Origin of the sequence: Actinoplanes sp. NPDC000266 (assembly GCF_042899005.1) — a bacterium.
In the GTDB taxonomy this organism is placed as follows: Bacteria; Actinomycetota; Actinomycetes; order Mycobacteriales; family Micromonosporaceae; genus Actinoplanes.
In genome coordinates this window covers 533,644-553,886 of the sequence record NZ_JBIAZI010000007.1, presented here as the reverse complement: position 1 = coordinate 553,886, position 20,243 = coordinate 533,644, and the positions used below count along the sequence as shown (strand labels likewise).

Below are 20,243 nucleotides of genomic sequence, written 5' to 3'. Positions count from 1 at the left end.
CCGAAAGGGGCCAGACAACCGGGTTGCACCGCGGAGCAACCGCGATGCAATCGGCACTCTTCGACACCCGGCCCGCGGTCCGCCGAATTGAGGGGCACTTCCGCCTCGATTCGTCTGACTGAAGGGCACGACCTAAGTGATCTCCCCTCGCCACTGCGCCGCCGTGCTGGCCTCGTCGCTGCTGCTCGGCATCGGCCTGGTCGACTCCGCCGCTTTCGCGAAGACCACGGCCAAGGCCGCCGCCCCCACCAAGACCACGACCACGACCACGACCACGACTGCCAAGGCCGCCACCACGACGTCGTCCGTGCCCACCCTGGCCAGCCGCCTCAACGCGGTGAAGAACGCCAAGACCCTGAACTACTACCCGTCGGCCGCCGGCTGGTCGAAGATGTGGACCAGCTGGGACGCCGCCAAGATCGACGCCGATCTGGCCAAGGCGGCCACGCTGGGCACGAACAACATCCGCATCATCGTCTTCCCGACGACGTTCGGCTGGCCCACGCCGTCGGCCACCTACGTCAACCGGCTCGACCAGTTCGTCGACATGGCCGGCGCCCGGGGCATGTCGGTCAAGTTCACGCTGTTCGACTGGTGGGACGGCTACACCGACGTCGACCGCAGCATCACCTGGGCCAAGACCCTGCTCGCGCCCTACAAGAACGACAACCGGATCATCTCGGTCGAGCTCCAGAACGAGTTCAACCCGGACAACGCCGCCGCCGTGGCCTGGGCCAAGAAGATCGTTCCGGCCGTACGCTCCGCGTTCCCCACCATGCCGCTGACGTTCTCGGTCGACGGCGGCCAGGGCGCCAAGGGCATGGCCAAGATCAAGACGGCGCTGGCCGCCAGCCCCATCGACTACTACGACTTCCACTTCTACGGCAACTCCGAGCGCGCGCTCGCGATGATCAACCAGGCCGAGGCGACCGTCGCCCCGGCACCCATGGTGATCGGTGAGACCGGCCTGAACACCCTCCAGAACACCGAGGGCGAGCAGGCGGCCTTCCTGGGCCGCGTGTTCGAGGCGGCCGAGATCGCCGGCGTGCCGGTCGCGCCGTGGACCCTGACCGACTCGGCACAGGGCTCGATCCCCACCTCGGCCGTCTCCAAGCTGCCCGGGCAGTACTACTACGGCCTCTTCCGTCTCGACGGCACCGCCAAGCCGGCCGCCGCCGTGGTCAAGGCCGGTTGGGCCAACCAGGCCATGCCGGCCAGCTTGATGGACCCGAGCTTCGAGCTGCCGGCCGGGCAGAGCCCGTGGCGCGAGTACCTGCCGGAGCTGGGCCTGGCCACCAAGACGCAGACGGTGCGCCGCACCGGCCAGTGGTCGGTGACCATGTCCAACACCGGCAAGACCGCGGCCGGCTCGCCGTCCTACCGGGTCTCCCCGGTCACGCCGGTGAAGTCGAACCAGAAGTGGCACGCCGAGGTGTGGGCCCGGGGCAACGCCACCACCGGCACCACCCAGGTCGCGCTGAGCTGGTTCGACATCAACGACAAGTGGCTGGGCGGCGTGGCCTCGAACTGGCTGCCGAACGGCACCGTGGGCTGGACCAAGCTGGCGGTCGACGGTGTCGCCCCGGCCGGCTCGGCCAGCATGCAGGTTCACATCAAATCGGGCGACAACAAGGGCACGGTCTGGTTCGACGACGCGGTGATCACCGCGTCCTGAGGCACCAGAACCACGCCGATCTCGGCGAACAGGCGCTCGAAGGCGGCCACCGACCGCTCCCACGAGGAGGGGTCGGTGTGCCGCCTTCCCGTCTTCTCCGCCGCCTTCAGGATCGACGCGGCCAGGGCGGACGGGGACGCGGCGGGCGCGAAGACAGCCCCCGAATACTCCTCCGCGGCCTCCACGAGCCCGCCCACGGCGGTGACCACGACCGGCAACCCGTGGCTCATGGCGATATGCAGCGGCCCGCTGGCCGAGCTGCGCCGATAGGGCAGCACGACCATGTCGGCGGCCGCGAAGAACCCGTCCACCTCGGCGTCGGTCACGTAGCGGTTGACGAACGTGATGCGGGAGGCGGCCGGCGATTCCGCGATCAGCGTGGCCGGCAGCGTCCAGCCCTCCCACGTCTCCCCCACCACGGTGAGCTCATAGTCGTCCGGCAGCAGAGCAAAGGCTTCGATCAGATCTTCGAGGCCCTTGTACGGCCGGATGGTGCCGAAGAAGAGCAGACGGCGCCGCTCCGGGACGACGGCCCGGGGCGCCGGAACCACATGGTGGTCGAACGGCCCGTGCAGCACGATCTCGTCCGGGACGCCCCTGAGGTCGTACGTCTGCCGCAGCGCCACCCGGTCGAACCGCGAGTGGACCACCGCGCCGTCCATGCTGCGCAGCAGCGGCTTGATGAGCTTGCGGCAGTAGAGCGAGGCCCATTTGTGCGCGGCCTCGCCGGTGTCCTGCACCTCGTGGAACTCGACCACGATCTTGATGTTGAGAAGACGGGCGGCGAAGCACAGCACCAGGTAGGAATGGAGCACCGTCCCCGTCCACCACTGCAGCACCAGCACGTCGGGCCGGAACGAGCGCAGGAACCGCACGGCCCGGATCAGGCTCGGCACGGCCCACCAGTCGATCCCGTCCAGGACGCGCACCCCGTCGGCGTAGTCGAGGTCGTTGAGGCGCTGCCCCACGCGGGACCGTCCCGGATAGAGCCGGGTCGGCAGCAGCTGCCGCATGAGGATGGCGCCGACCTCGTAGCGGCCGGCCAGCGCGTTGCTGAGCCGGCAGGTGTAATAGCTGATCCCGGAGAGGAACCGCCAGCCGGATCCGACGACGACGACGCGGGTGGGCTCAGGCGTGGACGCACTCACGGTAGACCTCCTCGATCTGCGGGACGACGCGCGCGGCGGTGTAGTCGAGTCCGCGCTGGTGACCGGCCACCCGCAGCCGGCCGGCCAGACCGGGCTGGGTGAGCACCCGGACGATGGCGGCGGCGAGCCAGACCGGATCGCCCGGCGGCACGTGCAGGCCGGTCTCGCCGTCGCGGATCATGTCGGCCAGGCCGCCGGTCCGGGACGCGATCAGCGGGGCCCCGGCCAGCAGGGCCTCGACCGCGACCTGCCCCATCGCCTCGAGCAGGGACGGCACGACGCCGGCGGCGGCGCCGTGCCAGGCGGCCATCACCTCGTGGTGGGGCACGTTGTGCCGCACGATCACACCGTCCGGGATGGGCGGCGTGTCGTGCCGGGGCGTGCCGACGCAGACCAGCGGCGGCTTGTCGTCGCCGAGCCGCTGGTAGGCGTCGAAGAGCACGTCGATGCCCTTGTGCGGGCCGAGCGCGCCGACGAACAGCAGATAGGGCCGGTCCGGCAGCCAGGACGGCCGGGGCGTGCGCCGGGCCAGCTCGTCGAGGCCGTCCGGCACGAGGCTGCTGATCACCTTGACCGGCCGGTCGCCGGGGACGCGGGCCTGCGAGAGGGCCTCGGCCACGGCCGGCGAGATCGCGGTGAGCGCGTCGATGCCCCGGTGCCGCTGCGACCGCAGGGCCGTGGTGAGCAGGGCCGCGCGGGGGCGGCCGTACTGGCCGGAGGCGCACGGCAGGCAGCGCCCGAGCCGGGGACCGCCGCAGGTCTTGTCGTCCCGGGTGAAGGTCTTCTTGACGCAGGTCAGCCCGAAGTCGTGCGCGGTGTGCACGTGCGGCCGCCCCAGGCGGCCGAAGCGCAGCGGCAGATAGCTGTACATCAGCCAGTCGTGGCTGTGGATCACGTCGTAGTGGTTCGCGCTGAGGTGCGAGCGGATCGCCGCCATGGTCAGCGGGTCGGCCGTGGTCGGGTGGAACGGCTTGGACGCGTCCTCGTTCATGCCCGGGAGCACGGTGTTGGCCACGCTGCGGACGCGCCGCACCCGGACCCCGTTGATCTGCTCGTCGTGGGCCGCGCGCGGCGTGGCCAGGGTGAGCACGGTGACCTCGTGCCCCCTCCGGACCAGCTCCTCGCTGCTGGTGGCGATGCTGCGCTCAAGCCCGCCGATGATCGGCGCGTACAGGTTGGACAGGTGCAGGATCTTCAACGTTCCTCCCAGGGGGACGACGACGGAAGGCGATGACGGCGACCGCGACGGCGCCCGCACACTGCCCGGCCAGCCAGGCGATGCCGGCGCCCTCGATGCCGGTGCCGGGCAGCCAGAGCCAGGTGAGACAGAGGCAGATGAGCGCCATCAGCAGGTTCAGCCGCAGGCAGCGGCGATATTCGCCGAGCGACCGCCAGTGGGCCACGGCCAGGTTGGTGACGGCGTCGGGGATCGCGGCCAGCACGAGGATCCGCAGCAGCAGCTCACCCTCGGCCGCGTAGCCGGCGCTGAACAGGCCGAGGATCTCCTCTCCACAGGTGAACAGGGCCAGCGCCGGCGCCCCGATGACGACCAGCACGACCAGGGCGGCGCGGGGCAGGCCGGCCGCCGACCGGTTGGCCCGCTCGGCGTACATCGCCGAGGCCACCGCGGGCGACACCATGAACAGCACCGAGGCGGTCATCCAGGCCACGTAGAAGTGCCCGTTGGCCTCGGCGCCGAGCCGGGCCGTGACCAGCACCGGCAGCAGCGCGCTGGGCCCGGCCTGGGCGAGATTGATCAGGTGGTGCCCGGTCAGCGAGCTCCGCACGTGCGGCAGCTCGGCGCCGATCCCGGCGCCCCGGAGTTTCGCTCCCGGTCGCAGCCGGGTCAGGCTGACCCCCAGGGTGTACGCCGTGACGGCCACCGAGGGCACCGTCCAGGCAAGAAGCACCGCGGCCGGTCCGCCGACCCCGGACCAGATCAGCGCGCCCAGCGTGAGCACCTTGCCGACGGCCACCCCGAGGTTGCGCCCGAGCATGCCGTGGCTGGCCCGGTGCGCGATGAAGACGTAGTCGAGCAGCGTCGACGCGGTCAGCGCGACCGCGGTGACGATGAGGGCCAGGGCCCCACCGGCGCCGGCCAGGAAGGCGAAGTTGGCGCCGATCGCGGGCAGGACGGCCGCCGCCAGGAATGCCGCGAGGGCGGTCGACGAGCAGCCGAGAAGCAGCCCGGCGCTGACGATCCGCGACCAGGCGGCCAGGCCGGCGCCGGGCAGCCGCTGGATGAACATGTGCCCGACACCCAGATTGGACACCATGCTGACAACGGTGGCGACCGAGATGAGCGCGGTCGCGGTGCCGATCGCCGGTTGCGGAAGCTCCCGAGCGGCAAGCAGCCAGTACAGATAACCGAGTCCGGCCGTGCCGACCGTGCTCCCCATGATCAGCACACTGTTACGGGCCAGCGAGTCCCGCGCGACCGCCTTCAGCACGCGCCGCCCGCCCCTCGACCACTCACAGCTCCGCGGGCGTACAGGACCGTGCTGGTGGCGCCGAGGCTGACCTCGACGCGGTGCAGGCAGCCGTCCGCCGGCGGGGGCGGCACGAAGACCTCGACCGCCCGCGTCGTGTCGGCCGCGATGCGCAACGGGCGGGCCGAGACCAACCGCTCGCCCACGCGCACCCGCAGCGGCGCCACCGCCGGCGGCGAACCGGCGCTGCTCACCCTCAGCGGCAGCATCAGGCCGCCGGCCGGGATGCGCACCGGGCCGGTGACGTCACCGGCCCAGCCGTTCAGCGCGAGGCTCGTGTAGCCCGGCTCCGGCGGGTGCGGCATCCGGGCGTACATCTGAACCGCCGCCACCCCCACGATCAGCGTGAGCACACCGGGAATCGCCACCGCGAGGGCGGTGCGGGCCAGCCGCGGATCGTCCGCCACCTTCCCCGTCCGCTCGCGGATCAGCACCACGACGGTCACCACGAGCAGCATCACCGCGAGCCCGGCCGTGATCGACTCGGCCCGGATGCGCACACCCGCCGCGTGCAGGGCGATCGCGGTGAACGGCAGGCTGACCAGCCCGGCCGCCGTGGCCAGGCCGAGGCGGGCCAGGGCGGGCATGGTCTCCGCGGCCAGCGCCCGCAGCCACAGCTCGCCCAGGACGAGCAGCACGGCCAGCAGGACCAGCGGGAACACCACAGGCAGACCGCTGCCGAACGCCAGCAGGAGCAGCCCGGCCGAGCCGGCGGCCAGCAGCCGGAACGTCGTCATCGTCCTGCCCGCGCGAAGTCGAAGCGGTAGATCGCGATGTTGCCGCTGTCGTAGATCTTGATGGTCCACGGTGTGCGGTCGAACTTGGTCAGCTGACCGAGCGTGAACGCGGGGCGCCCGTCGTGCGGGACCGGCTCGTTGGTCTCGAAGTAGATCTGGATCTCCGGCACCTCCCGGGCCATCCGCTTGTCGACGATCAGATAGCCGAACCGCCATGCGCTGAGCTGCTGGATCAGCTGCCTCGGGGCGGGCCGGCCGGGCTGGGTGAGATAGAGGTCGTACGTGGGGAAGGTGACCGAGCCGGTGACCGGGTTCTGCCCGCCGTACGAGCCGAAGATCAACCCGGAGTAGCGGTCGGCCACGATCCGCAGCTCGCGTCCCTGCGTGGCCCGCAGCCAGGCCGACGCGGCCCGCACCTCGGGGATGGACGAGCGGGTGTCCGAGCCGAAGACCGGCGGGCCCGGGAAGCGGTAGGACGGGTTCATCCCGGCCGCGGTGTTGCCGACCGCCGCCACCGCGCAGACCGCGAGCAGCAGGCCGGCCGCCATGGCCTTGCCGAGCTTGCGCACCGGGCGGTCGAGCAGCGTCACCACCAGCGGCGCGACCACCAGCGCGATGCCGAGATAGCTGAACGCCCACGACCGCCGGGCGCCCTCGGCCCCGGACGGGGTGAGGATCAGCAGGGCGGCCGGGAAGTAGAACGAGCCGAGCACGAGCATGGCCAGCGCGCCACTGCGGGCGACCGGCTCGGTGCCGTGGCCCCGGCGCAGGCGCAGGGCGGCGGCCGCCATCGCGACCGCGGCCAGGCCCTGCGCGCCGAACGCGGCCGCCTGCTCCCACCAGGGTGCGATCGACTCGCGGAACAGCGTCCGGCCGCCACCGCCGCCGTCGCCGGCCATCCCGGCGATCTGGTCGAGGGCGCGGGCCAGATAGGGGTCGAGATAGCCGGTGGTGCGCGGCGCGACGAGCGCCAGCCAGGCCACCACCAGCGCGGCCGCGGCCAGGGTCAGCCCCCACGCGGTCATCGGCACCGCGACCGGCGTGCCCCGGCGCACGGCCCGGACGGTGACCACCAGGCAGATAATGATCATGACGGCGATCAGAGCGATCGCGGTCAGGTGGTGGGTGGCGATGGTGGCGCCGGAGAGCATCACGGTCACCGCGGCCCAGCCGGCCCGGGAGCGGCGGGCCGGCCCGCGCATCGCCCGGTGCAGCGCCACCAGCGTCCACACCAGCAGCGCGATCGCCAGCGACTCGTAGCCGAACTGGGTGTCGAAGAACAGGAACGAGCTGTTCAGGCTGTAGATGACGGCGGACACGGCGGCGATCCGGCCGTCCTGCCAGATCTCCTCGGCCAGCACGGTCACGCCGAGCACCACGAGCACGTGGGCGGCGGCCAGCACGAGCAGCGCCGCGTGCCAGACCGAGATGCCGGTCAGCGCGCTGACCGAGGCCACCGTCGAGTGCAGGCCCGGGAAGTCGCCGACCACCTTGACGATCGGGTTCTGCTCGAACAGGCGGCCGTCGAGCAGGATCTCCTTGCTCTGCCGCCAGTGGGCGAACTCGTCGTGGTAGAGCGGCCCGAACGGGTTGCGCAGCAGCTTGGGCAGGAACGTGAAGCCGGCGTAACCGGCCAGCACGGCGACGCGCAGCCGGGCGCCGGTGGCCCGGCGCACCGCCCAGCACACGGCGGGCAGCGTGAAGACCAGCATGCCCAGCCAGAACAGGCCGAACTGGGAGCCGCGGTCCCACTCGGCGGCCCGGTTCGCGGCCACCAGCAGCGCCGCCCCGGCCACGCCGGCGACGGTCAGGGAGGCGGCGCACCACAGCTCCGGCCGGCCTCTCGCCGGAGCGGGCGCCGGGCGCGTCCGCTCGCCGGAGCGGGCCAGAAGAGTCAGGGTCATCGGCCGGCCTGTTGGATCACCCGGACCGGCGGGGCGACGGCGGCGTAGACCTCCCGGGTCGCCACGACGACGTCGTGCCAGGTCGGCAGCGGGTTACGGCCGAGCGTGGCCCGCTCCGCCTCGGCCGCGGTCACCATCGCCTCGGCCAGCGCCACCTCGTCGTCCGGGTTGACCAGCCACAGCGGCACCCCGGGCCCGGCCATCGAGGCCAGCTCGCGGTGGGCCGGGATGAACGAGGCCACGGTCGGGATGCCGGCGGTCAGCGCGTCCGCCACGGCCATCCCGAACGCCTCGTGCTCGGACGCCGAGACCAGCGCGGCCGCGGTCGCCATCCGGCCGGCGAACGCGTCGCCGGGCAGCCGGCCGTGGAAGGCCACCCGCTCGGGGCCGAGCCCGATCCGGCGGGCGAGCTGCTCGAGCTCGTCGGCCGCGGGCCCCGAGCCGACCACGTCGAGCCGGTGGTCCTCGGGCAGGTGGACCATGGCCCGGATCACCCGGTCGACCCGCTTGTAGCGCTCCAGCCGCCCGACGCAGAGGATCGAGGTGCCCTCACCGGCCTCGGTCTCGGCGACCGGCGCCGGATCGGTGCCGTTGGGCACCACCACCATCCGGTCCCGGGCCTCCGGGAAGTGGCTGATCAGCAGCTCCCGCTCGGCCCGGGTGACGCAGATGATCCGGGCCGAGCGGGCCACGATGCGGCGGCCGACCGGGCGGTAGATCGGGTGCAGCGCCGCCCGCAGGCGGCTGTGCCCGGTGCCGTGATAGTGCGGCGTGAACACCAGCGGGGTGCTGTTGGTCAGGGCGGCCGGCAGCGCGGCCAGCGCGTGGTAGCTGTGCGCGTGCAACACGTCGTACCGCCCGGCGTGACGCCGCAGCCACCGCCACAGCGGAAGCGAGAAACGGTAGTTGGCCGCCGCGACCGTGAGCGGGAAGCGGCGGACCAGCACCCCGTCGATCTCCTCCTCGGAGCCGGCGGCGTGCTGGGTGAGCACCTCGATCTGGTCACCGGCGGCGACCAGGGCGGCGCAGAGCCGGCGCGCGTGGGTCTCCACCCCGCCTATGTCGGGGTGGTAGGCGTTCGTGACGACGCCGATCCTCACCGGGTGCGCTCCGGCGCGCGCCGGGCGCCGGTCGCACGGCGGCGCGGCCACTCGCGGGCGATGGTCCGCAGCACCCGCAGGCCGTCGGTGAGCGCGTTCAGGTTGCTCTCGCCGTGGATGCGCTGCTGCTCGAAGCTGGGCACCTCGACGATGCGCAGCCGGGCCCGGGCCGCCCGCAGGTTGAGCAGGGTCTCGATCTCGAAGCCGTCGCCCCACAGCCGGCCGTCGCGGCTCTTGACCGGCACCGGGCTCGTGCTGTCCAGGTCGAAGACGTCCAGGCAGCGCGACCAGAAGGCGTTGTAGCCGTAGCAGAGGTCGCTGTACCGGGTGCGGAACAGGATGTTGACCATCAGGCTCAGGCAGCGGTTGCCGGCCCGGCGCAGGCGGGTGATGTCGGCGCTGCCGCCGCTGCCGCTGAACCGCGAGCCCTTGGCGAAGTCGGCGCCCGAGCGCAGCGCCGCGATGAAGCTGGGGATCTCCTTGGGGTCGGTCGACCCGTCGGCGTCGATCATGACGATGATGTCGCCCGTGGCGGCGGCGAAACCGCAGGCCAGAGCGTTGCCCTTGCCCTTGCGGTTCTGCGTGACGATGCGGATGCCGGGCATGAGCCGGCGCGCGGTCTCGACGGTGTCGTCGGTCGACCCGCCGTCGACCAGGATCACCTCGTCGACCTCGGGCAGCCGGGCCATCACGTGCGGCAGGTTCTTGGCCTCGTTGAGGGCGGGGATGATGACGCTGACCAGGGGCTCACTCGCGGGCACGACCACCGGCGGCGGTAGCTCGGTTCCCGTCCCGGCCTCGGGGCGGACGTAGGGGACCGTAGACATGACTTCTCTCCAAGGACTCGGTGGCGATTGCCGGGGACACCGGCGCCGCCATCACGCCCGGCGGCACCGGCGTTTCTTCTTCGGTCAGGCCCCTGCGCCGTCGACGGACCAGGAGTAGACGTCCTGCTTGGACAGGGCGGTGCCGGTGCCGGCGGTGAAGCCGACCCACGCGCCGGACTCCTCGACCTCGTCGGCCAGGTTCACCTCGTGCTCGAGCGCCAGCTGCTCCTCCGAGCCCGCGCTCAGCGACTTCACGTAGACCTGGAGCAGCGACTCGTCGGCGTCGTAGACGACACGGGCCGAGAACGGCTTGCCGTACAGCGGAATCCCCGACTCGGCCGTGTCGGCCTGGAAGTCGGGGTTGCCGCCCATGACGACGGCCAGGTGGTTGCTGCTCGGGTCGTTCGTGTTCTGCCAGGTGTCGAACTCGATGGCGACGCTGGGCTTGATACCGCGGTAGCCGAGGCCACCACCCCAGCCGCCGAGCGCGCGCGGGCCCTTCGACTGCACGACGAAGGCGACGCCGTCGGCGCCGGGCTCGCCGTGGTGCAGATAGACCTTGAAGGTCGACTCGAACGACCGCGTGACGTCGAGCTTCTGGGTGGCCCAGGCCGAGCCCATCTGCTTGTAGCCGCCGGCGGTGAGCCGCAGCACGCGCTGGTCGACCCGGCCGCCCGACGACCAGATCAGGTCGGCGCTGCCGTTGCGGTCGAGCGTCGACGACGCGCCCTTGAAGGTCTCGTAGTCGATCAACGGATCGTCGGACGCCGCGGAGGCGCCCGCCGGGGACAGGGCGGCCGCTATCGACAGGGCGAAGGCGGCGACCAGACCTCCCCGGACAACTCTCGTGGAACGTGAAGAAGACACGGTTCTGCGCTCCAAATCGGATGATTTGCCCCAAGTGGGACGTGGCCTAAAGTAGGGCAGCACGCCGAGCCGCGGGCCCGAGTCTCGACTATTTGTCCCTAATGGGAGGCAGTCGGCCGGTTAGCCCACCCCGGCTCCTAAGCTGTGGTGCGTGCGCCGATTCGCGTTCCTGGACGCCCCGACCCCGCTCGCCTTCGCCCACCGGGGCGGCGCCGCCGAGGGCGACGAGAACACGGCCGAGGCGTTCGCCCGCGCGGTCGCCCTGGGCTACCGCTACGTCGAGACCGACGTGCACTCCACCACCGACGGCGTCCCCGTCGTCTTCCACGACTCGTCACTGCTGCGGCTGACCGGCACCGAGGGCCGGATCGGCGCCCTGAGCTGGACCGATCTGCGGACCGTGCGGATCGGCGGCGCGGCCGCGATCCCCCGCCTGGACGAGGTCCTCGACGCCTGGCCCACGATCCGCTTCAACATCGACGTCAAGGCCGACGCCGGCGCCGATCCCACGGTCGCGGCCGTCCGGCGCGCCGGCGCGGCCGAGCGCGTCCTGCTGGCCTCGTTCAGCGACCGCCGCCTGGCCCGGCTGCGCGCTCTGGCCGGTCCGGCGGTGGCGACATCGATGGGCCCGGCCTCGGTGGCCCGCTTGCGCTTGGCGTCGTTGTTGGGCGTACGGCTGAAGCTGCCCCCGTCGATCGCAGCCGCCCAGGTCCCGGCGCGGCAGGGCCCGGTGACCGTGGTCGACCGCCGGTTCGTCGCCACCGCCCACCGCTCGGGCCTCCAGGTCCACGTATGGACGGTCGACGACCCGGCCGAGATGGACCGGCTGCTCGGCCTCGGCGTGGACGGCATCATGACCGACCGCCCGGAAATCCTGCGGAATGTTTATCGCGAACGCGGCGCCTGGCCGGGTGAATAGTCACTCAGGATGGCTTCGCCGTAACATTCCGAGGCTATTCTCAGGTTCGGGCCCTACGGTGGGACCATCCAGTGACGCTGAGGAATGTGCACTGGTCAGCAAACTTTTGTGTGATCTTGGTGAACCCTCGACATCATCCGTTCGGAGGATGTCCGGGGTTCGAGGGCGGTCGCATATCTTTTCTTTAATTCCCGGATAAGAATCCATCAACTTCCTCATCGGAATTGCGTTTCAGCGGGCGCGCTCCTACCGTCTGGGTGCCGGTGGGAATTGTCGCCGGGTGGATTTCCGGGAAGATGAGGTATCGCGCATGCGCAGGTCTGCTTACCGCCGTGCGGCCGCCACGCCGTCGGGACGCAACCGGCGGCTGTTCGCGGTCGGCGCGGTCATCACCGCCGCCGGCGCGGCGGTCGCCTTCGCTCAGATCGGTAACGCCGCCACCAACGACCGGCCCGAGGGCAGCGGGGCCGGCAAGGTGGTGAACGGGCAGGTGATCCTCACCGACACGTGCGTCGACAGCAACCTGACTCCGCACGACGGCTTCCAGAACGGCAACCGGTGCGTCTCCACCGAGTTCGGCGAGGTCGGCGAGGCGGCGAACAACCCGTCCCTGCTGATCACCGACGCGCCCCAGCAGGTCGCGCCGAACACACCCTTCACCCTCAAGATCAGCACCCGCAACCTGATCCGCGACCGCTTCCTGGCGGCCGGCAAGGGCGGGTACTACGTGGAGAGCTCGGTGCTCCAGGACGGCCTGGTGCGCGGCCACTTCCACACGGCGTGCCGCATGCTCGAGAACACGAACGCGGCCCCCGCGCCCGACCCGGTTCCCGCGTTCTTCGTGGCGACCGAGGACAGCCGGGGCAGCGCCACGCCGGACGAGGTCAGCATCACCGTGCCGGGCGTGCCGACCGAGGGCACCGCGCAGTGCGCCTCGTGGGCCGGTGACGGCTCGCACCGCGTGCCGATGATGGTCCGCGCCAACCAGACGCCCGCCATCGACGCCATCCGCATCACCGTCCGCAACGCCGCCGGCGGCGGCGACAACGGCGGCGGCGACAACGGTGGCGGCGACAACGGTGGCGGCGACAACGGCGGCAACACTGGCGGCGGCGACAACGGCGGCAACACCGGCGGCGGCGACAACGGCGGCAACACCGGCGGCGGCGACAACGGCGGCAACACCGGCGGCGGCGACAACGGCGGCAACACCGGCGGCGGGAACAACGGCGGGAACACGGGCGGCGGCAACAACGGTGGCGGCAACGGCACCAATGGCGGCGGCGTGACCCCGACCAAGCCGCCCACGAAGGCCCCGACGCAGGCTCCGCCCGGCACGCCGGCCGACACCAAGGACGACTTCACGCCGGACCCGACCACCCCGGCCACCAAGCCGACCACGAAGGCCCCGGTCAAGCCGGCCACGACGACCAAGCCCGCCACCGGCTCCGGCACCGGGACCGGAACCGGCAGCGACTCCGGCACCGACGACTCCGGCTCGGGGAACGGCACCACGGAGCAGGAGGAGACTCCCGCCCAGGAGCCCACCACCAAGGCGGCGCCCAAGCCCCGCGCCACCAGCAGTTCCCCGGCCGCGGCGGCCGGCGGCACCGACTACACCTACTCGAACGGCGAGGACGGCCAGTTCAACTCGGGCAACAAGGCCCCGGTGGCCGAGCAGGTCGCCCAGGTGCAGGCCGAGAGCGCCACCAAGGAGCAGGGTGGCCTGCTCGCCCTGACCGGCAGCAACACGTTCGCCGCGATCGCCGGCGCCGCGGTTCTGCTGCTGGCCGGCATGGCGATCATGGCCTTCACCCGCCGCCGCCGTCCGGGCACCACCTGGGAGTAAGTGCCGACAGCAGCAACAGGGGCGGCCCGCCAAGTGCGGGCCGCCCCTTTGTGCGTATGACCGGAAAACCTAAGCGTGCGGGGATCAGTGATCCCGAACTCAGCAACTGAGGGTAGCCTTACCAACCGGACGCCCAAGGAAGAGGTTCGACATGGCGAACAGGCCGGCACGCGCGGCGACCGAGGCGGTCGTCACCCGGGTTGAGCAGCTCACCCCGCACATGGTCCGCGTGGTGGTCGGAGGCGACGCCCTCAGGGCCATCGACGCGAGCAGGTGCACCGACCACTACGTGAAGGTGCTCTTCCCCGCGGACGGCGTCACCTATCCCGAGCCGTTCGACATGGCCGCGATCCGCGAGGGCTTCCCGCGCGAGCAGTGGCCGGTCGTGCGGACGTACACGATCCGCAAGTGGCTGCCCGAGGTCCCCGAGATGTGGGTCGACTTCGTGGTGCACGGCGACGAGGGCATCGCGGGCCCGTGGGCGACCCGGGCCGAGCCGGGCGACCCCTTCCGGTTCATGGGCCCCGGTGGTGGTTACGCGCCCAGCGCCGGCGCCGGGTGGCACCTGCTGGCCGGTGACGAGAGCGCCCTCCCGGCGATCGCGGCCGCGCTCGAGGGCATGCCCGCGGGCGCCAAGGTCACCGCCTTCATCGAGGTCGAGGGCCCCGACGAGGAGCAGAAGATCGAGACCGAGGCCGGGATCACCTGGCTGCACCGGGCCGGCCGCGCTCCCGGCGAGCTGCTGATCGAGGCCGTACGAGGTCTCGAGTTCCCCAGCGACGATGTGCAGGCCTTTGTTCACGGCGAGGCCAACTTCGTCAAGGACCTGCGGAAATATCTGAAGGTCGAGCGGGGCATCCCGATGGATCAGCTCTCGATCTCGGGATATTGGCGGCGCGGCATGAACGAGGACGGCTGGCAGTCCTCCAAGCGCGAATGGAACCAGCAGGTGGAACAGGAGCAGGACCGGGCGTAAGCGGCCCGGCCCGGCGGTCGATGATGGGTAAGTGGTGACCGCCGAGGAAGACCTGACACAAAGCTCCACCAAGGGCCGCTTGATCGCGGTGGCCGCCCTGCTGCTGGCCGCGGTCAACCTGCGGCTGGCCGTCACGAGCGTCGGCCCGGTGCTCAGCGAGATCCGTTCCGGGCTGGGCATGAGCTCCAGCGTGGCCGGACTGCTCACCTCGGTGCCGGCGGTGTGCTTCGCCGGCGTCGGCTTCCTGGCGCCGCGGCTGGCCCGGCGCTTCGGCCCGGCCCGCGTGATCCTCGCCGGCATGGTGGTGCTGGCGGCCGGGCTCGCGGTCCGCCCGTACGCGCCCGGAACCGCTCTGTTCCTGCTCTTGAGCCTGGTCGCGCTGGCCGGCATCGCGGTGGTGAACGTGCTGCTGCCGTCGGTCGTGAAGGCGTACTTCCCGGATCGGGTCGGCACGATGACCGGCCTGTACACGGTGTCGCTGAACATCGGCGCGACCGTGGCCGCGGCGACCACGGTGCCGCTGACCGCGAGCGTCTTCGGCGACGACTGGCGCCTGGGCCTGGCCTGCTGGGCGGCGGTGGCCGTACTGGCCGTGCCGGCGTGGCTCCCGCTGGCCCGGCAACCGTTCGCTCCCGACCCCGAGAGCCACAAGGCCGATGTCGTACGGGTGACCCGCCACCCGGTCGCGTGGGCGCTGGCCGTCTATTTCGGCATGCAGTCGACCTCGGCGTACGTCATCATCGGCTGGCTGCCGCAGATCTACCGCGACGCCGGCATCTCGGCCGAGCGGGCCGGCGTGTACTTCGCGGTGACCTCGTTCCTGGGCGTGCCGCTGGGTTTCCTGCTCTCGTCGCTGGCCGGCCGGGTCCGCAGCCAGAGCTGGATCGCGGTCGTCCTGGGCCTGTTCGGCCTGGCCGGCTACGGCGGCCTGTGGTGGTCCCCGGCCGCCGCCCCGCTGCTGTGGGCCATCCTGCTGGGCATCGTGAACACGGCGTTCCCGCTGGTCCTGACGATGATCGCCCTCCGCGGCCGCACTCCCGCGACGGTGGTGAAGCTGTCGGCGTTCGCCCAGAGCACCGGCTACCTGTTCGCCATCCCCGGCCCCATCCTGGTCGGCGTCCTCCACGACCACACGAACGGCTGGCGGGCCCCCTTGACGTTCGTCCTCCTGCTGATGATCCCCCAGATCATCGCCGGCTTCTTCGCCGGCCGGGACCGCCAGATCTGACTGTTCCTCGCCCCTCCGATGCCCTACCTTCAACCCCATGACCGGCGACATCTGGGCGGCCGGCGACGCCTATGAGGCGTACGTCGGGCGGTGGAGCCGCCGGGTCGCCCCGCTCTTCGTCGAGTGGCTCGGCGTCCCGGGCGGCCGCCGCTGGCTCGACGCCGGATGCGGTACGGGCGCGCTCACCTCGGCGATCATGGCGGCCGGCCCGGCGGATGTCATCGGCCTCGACCCGTCGCGCGGATTCCTGAGGTCGGCCCTCGACGCCACCCGGGTGGCCGGCGACGCCGCCGCGCTCCCCCTGCGCGACAGCTCTTTCGACGCCGTCGTCAGCGGCCTCGCGCTCAACTTCGTGCCCGACCCGGCCCACGCCGTCGCCGAGTTCACCCGCGTCGCCGCGCCCGGGGCGGTCGTGGCCGCGTACGTCTGGAACTACGCCTCGGGAATGCCGATGATGCGGCACTTCTGGGACGCCGCGGCCGCACCCGATCGCGACGAGAGCCGGAGATTTCCGATTTGTCACGAGGAAGCGTTACGTGAGGCCTGGTCGGACGCCGGCCTGACCAGCGTGCGGACCCGCGCCATCGAGATCCCCACCGTCTTCGCCAGCTTCGACGACTACTGGACCCCGTTCCTCGGCGCCACCGGTCCCGCCCCGGCCTATCTGGCCGGTTTGAGCGACTCGGAAAGGCGTCGGATTCGCGACGATTTGCGCCAACGCCTGCCCGTCACGGAGACCGGCGAGATCCCGCTGACCGCCTCCGCGTGGGCCGTCCGAGGGCGTAAAACCGCAGGCTGAGTCCTCTCCTTCATTCACGGTCTCATTCACGACCGTTCATGCGGTTTTCAGCTCGTCCCCATGTATCAATGGGTTCGACGACCGAAACCGAGGGGTTCTCGTGGTTTCCAAAGAACTCACCCCAGCCCACCGGATGGCAGCGATCGGCATCCTCCAGCGTGACGATCCCGCCCTGCGCACACCGGCCCGTCCCTTCGATCTCCCCCGCGAGGCCGCACAGGCCCGCCGCGTCATCGACCGGGTCCTCGCCGCGATGGACCGGGTCGCCCGGGCGCACGTCTTCGCCAAGGGCATGGGCCTGGCCGCGCCGCAGATCGGCATCGACCGCGCCGCCGCCGTGATCCGCCCGGCCGATCCCGGCGGCAGCGAGATCGTGCTGCTCAATCCCCGCATTGTGGACGAGTCCCGGCGCCACGACGTGCAGTACGAGGGCTGCATGAGCTTCTTCGACGTGCGCGGCCGGGTGCACCGGCCGCTCAGCGTCGAGGTCGAGCACCGGCGCCTCGACGGCGGCCTGGTCATCACGCGGTTCACGGGCGGGCTGGCCCGCCACGTCTGCCACGAGATCGACCACCTGGAGGGCCGTTTCTACACCGACCGGATGCCGGCCGGCGACGAGGTCATCCCGCTGTCGCAGTACCGCGGCTCAGGCCGCCCGTGGGGCTGACGACCGCGGCGCCGCGAACCGCCAGCGCAGCCGCACCTGGCTGGTCAGCAGCAGTTCCCGCATCCGCATCGTGTGCAGCACCGTGCCGTCGTCGGCGTGGGCCACGGTCGGTGTGTACGACTTGATGCCCGCGTACGACAGCACCTCGGCGCCCACCTCGGCCCCGAGCGACTCCGGCAGCCGCAGCGACACGGTCAGGGCCCGGGTCGGGAAGCGGACCTCCCGCTGGAACCACTGGCCGTACTGGCTGGCCGGCACCCGGTACGAGTAGGCCACCCGGGTCTGTTCGCCCGGGTAGAGGGGGAACCGGGCGCGCGCGTTGCCGAACACGAGGGCCAGTTTCAGATACGCGTCGCTGGTGCGCGTGACGCGTACGTCCATAAGCTCCTCGCCGGCCGCGGCCGCGAAGTCGAGATCGGCCAGGCGTAGCGGTTTCTCCTGGTAGAGACGCCGGGAAACGCCGGGCTGATCGGGGAAACGGTCGACGTCGATGCGGACCGGGCAGGTGGTGACCGGGCGGTCGCCGACGTTGCGGACGAGCCGCTCGACCCGGCAGACGTACCAGTCGTCGGTGTAGGTGAGGGTGGCCAGCTCGTCCTCGATGACGATGGTGGCCGGCAGCATCTGGCTCGGCTCATAGCCGGAGCGGGCGGCCGGCTCGAGCTCACCGGTGGCCTGCCGGCAGCCCGTGTACGCCTCGATGATCTCGGACCCGCTCGCCAGAACCGCCTCGGCGCGGCAGGCGAACTCGAAGGTCGGGTGGTGACGCAGGCTCTCCACGTGGCTGATGTACGACGGGTGGTAGCCCATCGACGCGGCGAGCTGCTTCTTGGAGAGGCCCCTGCGTGTACGCCAGGCGTTCAGCACCTGCGCGAACGCGGATCGGGCCGCGAACTCGAGTTGTGAGGTCATCACACACTCCTGACGGGACGCTGTCCGGCCATGATGCCCCACCACGACAGTCACTGCCAGCGCTCAGGGCGTCACCGAAAGAAATTGTTGAATGACCGGCGCAAGGGTTTTCCCTGATTCGGTGACGACCATCGATGCCTAGCGTCCTTCAACAAGTCACCCCTGAAGGAGTACGCGCGTGAAACGTCGAACCCCCCTGATCATGGCGGCGGCCGCCGGAACCCTGGCCGCCACCGCCATGGTCGCCGTCGCCCAGCCGGCCACCGCCGTCCCACAGGATCCGCAGTCGGCCGCCGCCAAGGCCGATGCCCTCGTCGCCTCCCGCCCCGCGGTCCTGGCCGCCAGCCCGAACGAGACGTTCCAGCGGCGCCAGGTCTACAGCTCCGCCGGCTTCAACTACGTCGCCTACGACCGCACCTACAACGGCTTTCCGGTGATCGGCGGCGACTTCGTCGTGGTCACCGACTCGGCCGGCGCCACCAGGTACACGTCGGTGGCCCTGACCCAGCCGATCGGCGAGATCTCGACCGTGCCCCAGCTGGCCGACACCGCGGCCGCCGGCATCGCCAGGGCGCAGCTCAAGACGGTGACCGAGGTGGAGGGCACGAAGCTCGTCGTGGTCGCCCTCGACAACAAGCCGGGCAAGCTGGCCTGGGAGACCACGGTCAAGGGGACCAGCGCCGAGGGGCCGAGCCGGCTGACCGTCGACGTCGACGCGGCCTCGGGCGCCGTGCTGCGCGAGTACGAGCACGTCACCGACGTCTCCGGCACCGGAACCGGCTGGATCAACGGCTCGGTCACGCTGGACACCACGCAGTCCGGCTCGACCTACACGTTGCAGGACCCGAGTCACACCACGATCCGCTGCCAGGACGCCGCGAACAACACGACCTTCAGCGGCAGTGACAACGTCTGGGGCAACGGCACCGGCACCAACAAGGAGACCGGCTGCGTCGACGCCTTCTACGTGGCGCAGAAGCAGTACGCGATGCTCTCGGCGTGGCTGGGCCGCAACGGCCAGAACGGCAGCGGCGGCGCCTGGCCGATCCGGGTCGGCCTGAACGACCAGAACGCGTACTACGACGGCACCCAGATCCAGATCGGCAAGAACACGGCCGGCCAGTGGATCTCCTCGGCGGACGTGGTCGGCCACGAGCTGGGCCACGGCATCGACGACTACACGCCGGGCGGCATCTCGAACGGCAACACCCAGGAGTTCGTGGCCGACACCATCGGCGCCGCGACCGAGTGGTACATCAACAACCCCAACGACGCCCCCGACTACCAGGTCGGCGAGGAGGTCAACCTGGTCGGCAGCGGCCCGATCCGGTACATGTACAACCCGTCGCTGGCCGGGGACGACAACTGCTACTCCAGCAGCACCCCGGGCGACGAGGTGCACGCCGCCGCGGGCCCCGGCAACCACTGGTTCTACCTGCTCGCCCAGGGCACCAGCGGCAACGGCCAGCCGGCCAGCACGACCTGCAACGGCAGCACGGTCACCGGCCTCGGCATCCAGAACGCCATCAAGATCATGTACAACGCGATGCTGATGAAGACGTCCAGCTCCTCGTACCTGAAGTACCGCACCTGGACGCTGACCGCGGCCAAGAACCTGTTCACGGGCAGCTGCACCGAGTTCAACACGGTCAAGGCCGCGTGGGACGCCGTCAGCGTCCCGGCCCAGTCGGCCGACCCGACCTGCACCGGCGGCACCACGCCGCCGACCACCCCGCCGACCACCACCCCGCCGCCGACCACCGGCTGCACCGGCACCAACGCCACCGACGTGACGATCCCCGACGCCGGCTCCGCGGTGACCAGCACGATCACGATCGCCGGATGCGCCCGGTCGGCCTCGGCCACCTCGACCATCGCGGTCAACGTGGTGCACACCTACCGCGGTGACGTGAAGCTCGACCTGGTCGCGCCGGACGGCACGGTGTACGCCCTGAAGGCCACGTCGTCTTCGGACAGCGCGGACAACATCGTGACCACGTACACCAAGAACCTGTCGAGCGAGGCCGCGAACGGCGCCTGGAAGCTGCGGGCGCAGGACGTCTACTCGGCCGACACCGGCTACATCAACACCTGGACCCTGACCCTCTGATCCAGTTTTGCGGTGCCGGGGAGCACCTGGGTTGCC

17 protein-coding genes are annotated in these 20,243 nt (G+C 71.3%); 8 read left to right on the top strand and 9 right to left on the bottom strand.

Annotated elements, in window-relative coordinates; genetic code table 11:
* Positions 1-136 precede the first annotated feature (136 nt).
* Positions 137-1,675 (top strand): cellulase family glycosylhydrolase, encoded by a 1,539-nt coding sequence (locus tag ACFY36_RS30145; RefSeq protein ID WP_499749264.1) that lies wholly within the window; start codon positions 137-139, stop codon positions 1,673-1,675.
* Here the strand turns inward: ACFY36_RS30145 and ACFY36_RS30140 are convergent.
* The 8 genes from ACFY36_RS30140 to ACFY36_RS30105 form a co-directional block, all read right to left on the bottom strand.
* A complete protein-coding gene (locus tag ACFY36_RS30140; RefSeq protein ID WP_499749263.1) occupies positions 1,609-2,823 on the bottom strand; it encodes a glycosyltransferase in 1,215 nt (404 codons plus the stop codon). The two genes, ACFY36_RS30145 and ACFY36_RS30140, sit on opposite strands and share 67 nt — an antisense overlap.
* Positions 2,804-4,021, bottom strand: coding sequence for a glycosyltransferase family 4 protein (locus ACFY36_RS30135; RefSeq protein ID WP_499749262.1), 1,218 nt, complete (start codon positions 4,019-4,021; stop codon positions 2,804-2,806). Before ACFY36_RS30135 ends, ACFY36_RS30140 begins: the two co-directional genes overlap by 20 nt.
* Positions 3,969-5,273: a lipopolysaccharide biosynthesis protein gene (locus tag ACFY36_RS30130; protein ID WP_499749261.1), complete on the bottom strand. Its 1,305-nt coding sequence runs from the start codon at positions 5,271-5,273 to the stop codon at positions 3,969-3,971. Before ACFY36_RS30130 ends, ACFY36_RS30135 begins: the two co-directional genes overlap by 53 nt.
* Positions 5,267-6,049 (bottom strand): hypothetical protein, encoded by a 783-nt coding sequence (locus ACFY36_RS30125; RefSeq protein WP_499749260.1) that lies wholly within the window; start codon positions 6,047-6,049, stop codon positions 5,267-5,269. The genes ACFY36_RS30130 and ACFY36_RS30125 overlap by 7 nt, the downstream gene beginning before the upstream one ends.
* Entirely contained in the window at positions 6,046-7,953 is a 1,908-nt protein-coding gene (locus ACFY36_RS30120; RefSeq protein WP_499749259.1) for a hypothetical protein, read from the bottom strand. The genes ACFY36_RS30125 and ACFY36_RS30120 overlap by 4 nt, the downstream gene beginning before the upstream one ends.
* Positions 7,950-9,053: a glycosyltransferase family 4 protein gene (locus ACFY36_RS30115; protein ID WP_499749258.1), complete on the bottom strand. Its 1,104-nt coding sequence runs from the start codon at positions 9,051-9,053 to the stop codon at positions 7,950-7,952. Before ACFY36_RS30115 ends, ACFY36_RS30120 begins: the two co-directional genes overlap by 4 nt.
* Positions 9,050-9,880, bottom strand: a complete 831-nt coding sequence (locus ACFY36_RS30110) for a glycosyltransferase family 2 protein (protein ID WP_499749257.1) — start codon at positions 9,878-9,880, stop codon at positions 9,050-9,052. Before ACFY36_RS30110 ends, ACFY36_RS30115 begins: the two co-directional genes overlap by 4 nt.
* An 84-nt stretch (positions 9,881-9,964) precedes the next feature.
* Complete coding sequence (locus tag ACFY36_RS30105; protein ID WP_499749256.1) at positions 9,965-10,747, bottom strand: L-type lectin-domain containing protein; 783 nt, start codon at positions 10,745-10,747, stop codon at positions 9,965-9,967.
* A 151-nt stretch (positions 10,748-10,898) separates the two neighbouring features.
* On the opposite strand from ACFY36_RS30105, the gene ACFY36_RS30100 reads away from it, so the two are divergent.
* The 6 genes from ACFY36_RS30100 to ACFY36_RS30075 all read left to right on the top strand — a co-directional run bounded on the left by ACFY36_RS30100 (position 10,899) and on the right by ACFY36_RS30075 (position 17,185).
* The gene (locus ACFY36_RS30100; RefSeq protein ID WP_499749255.1) at positions 10,899-11,666 is read left to right on the top strand and encodes a glycerophosphodiester phosphodiesterase family protein; all 768 of its coding nucleotides are present in this window, start codon (positions 10,899-10,901) and stop codon (positions 11,664-11,666) included.
* Positions 11,667-11,976: 310 nt separating this feature from the next.
* The gene (locus ACFY36_RS30095; RefSeq protein WP_499749254.1) at positions 11,977-13,515 is read left to right on the top strand and encodes a hypothetical protein; all 1,539 of its coding nucleotides are present in this window, start codon (positions 11,977-11,979) and stop codon (positions 13,513-13,515) included.
* 151 nt (positions 13,516-13,666) lie between these two features.
* The gene (locus tag ACFY36_RS30090; RefSeq protein ID WP_499749253.1) at positions 13,667-14,491 is read left to right on the top strand and encodes a siderophore-interacting protein; all 825 of its coding nucleotides are present in this window, start codon (positions 13,667-13,669) and stop codon (positions 14,489-14,491) included.
* 34 nt (positions 14,492-14,525) lie between these two features.
* A complete protein-coding gene (locus ACFY36_RS30085) occupies positions 14,526-15,719 on the top strand; it encodes a CynX/NimT family MFS transporter (protein ID WP_499749252.1) in 1,194 nt (397 codons plus the stop codon).
* A gap of 37 nt (positions 15,720-15,756) precedes the next feature.
* On the top strand, positions 15,757-16,518 hold the full coding sequence (locus ACFY36_RS30080; protein WP_499749251.1) for a class I SAM-dependent methyltransferase: 762 nt from the start codon (positions 15,757-15,759) through the stop codon (positions 16,516-16,518).
* Between the two features lie 100 nt (positions 16,519-16,618).
* Positions 16,619-17,185, top strand: coding sequence for a peptide deformylase (locus ACFY36_RS30075; RefSeq protein WP_499749250.1), 567 nt, complete (start codon positions 16,619-16,621; stop codon positions 17,183-17,185).
* Here ACFY36_RS30075 and ACFY36_RS30070 read toward each other — a convergent pair.
* On the bottom strand, positions 17,165-18,097 hold the full coding sequence (locus ACFY36_RS30070) for a helix-turn-helix domain-containing protein (protein ID WP_499749249.1): 933 nt from the start codon (positions 18,095-18,097) through the stop codon (positions 17,165-17,167). The genes ACFY36_RS30075 and ACFY36_RS30070 overlap by 21 nt on opposite strands.
* A gap of 202 nt (positions 18,098-18,299) precedes the next feature.
* Between ACFY36_RS30070 and ACFY36_RS30065 the strand changes: the two genes are divergently transcribed.
* Positions 18,300-20,207 carry a M4 family metallopeptidase gene (locus ACFY36_RS30065; protein ID WP_499749332.1) on the top strand — a complete coding sequence of 636 codons (1,908 nt, stop codon included), beginning with the start codon at positions 18,300-18,302 and terminating at the stop codon, positions 20,205-20,207.
* Positions 20,208-20,243: the final 36 nt, after the last annotated feature.